Source organism: Candidatus Symbiopectobacterium sp. NZEC135, assembly GCF_025962695.1.
In genome coordinates, this window is sequence record NZ_JAGFPF010001447.1 from 1 (window position 1) to 531 (window position 531).

The following is a 531-nucleotide window of genomic DNA, read 5'->3' on the forward strand; positions in this document are numbered from 1 at the left end:
GGCCGGGTGCCGGACGCGATGTAACGGCCGGGGCAATTCAGTCGGATCTCAACCGATTGGCGCAACTGCTGTAAGGCCTCTTCTCTTGCTAGCGGTGGTTGTTGACCACCGCTATTCCTCTTCATCCTGTCACTGAAATGTCATGGCGTTAACACGTCGTTGACATCATTACCCCGGACAATCAGCGCCATCGAAAGGTTTGTTTGGGTGCACAGGTGTGCAAAACACAACGTCTTCTTCCGCCGCGCATCTGCATGCCGGGTACGGTGCTACGCCTGTTTTAAATGATATTCACCTGGAGATTGCTCAAGGTGAATTTGTCGCGCTGCTCGGTGCCTCTGGCTGTGGCAAGACCACCTTGCTGCGCACTATTGCTGGATTTTCCTCGCCGGATGCCGGTGCGGTTCTGGTCAACGGCCAGGATATTACCCACTTTCCGCCGGAAAAACGCGGCATGGCGCTGGTGTTTCAAAGCTACGCGCTGTGGCCGCATATGACGGTGGCACAGCACATTGCCTACGGCCTCAAATT

At 55.6% G+C, this 531-nt stretch carries 2 protein-coding genes; both read left to right on the forward strand.

Features of this window, described 5'->3' with window-relative positions; translation table 11 throughout:
* Positions 1 to 74, forward strand: a 74-nt coding sequence (locus J5224_RS36060) for a hypothetical protein (protein ID WP_413544777.1), incomplete at its 5' end; no start/stop codon positions are given.
* Positions 75 to 217: 143 nt separating this feature from the next.
* The coding region (locus J5224_RS34760) for an ATP-binding cassette domain-containing protein (RefSeq protein WP_264629359.1) at positions 218 to 531 on the forward strand (314 nt) is incomplete at its 3' end.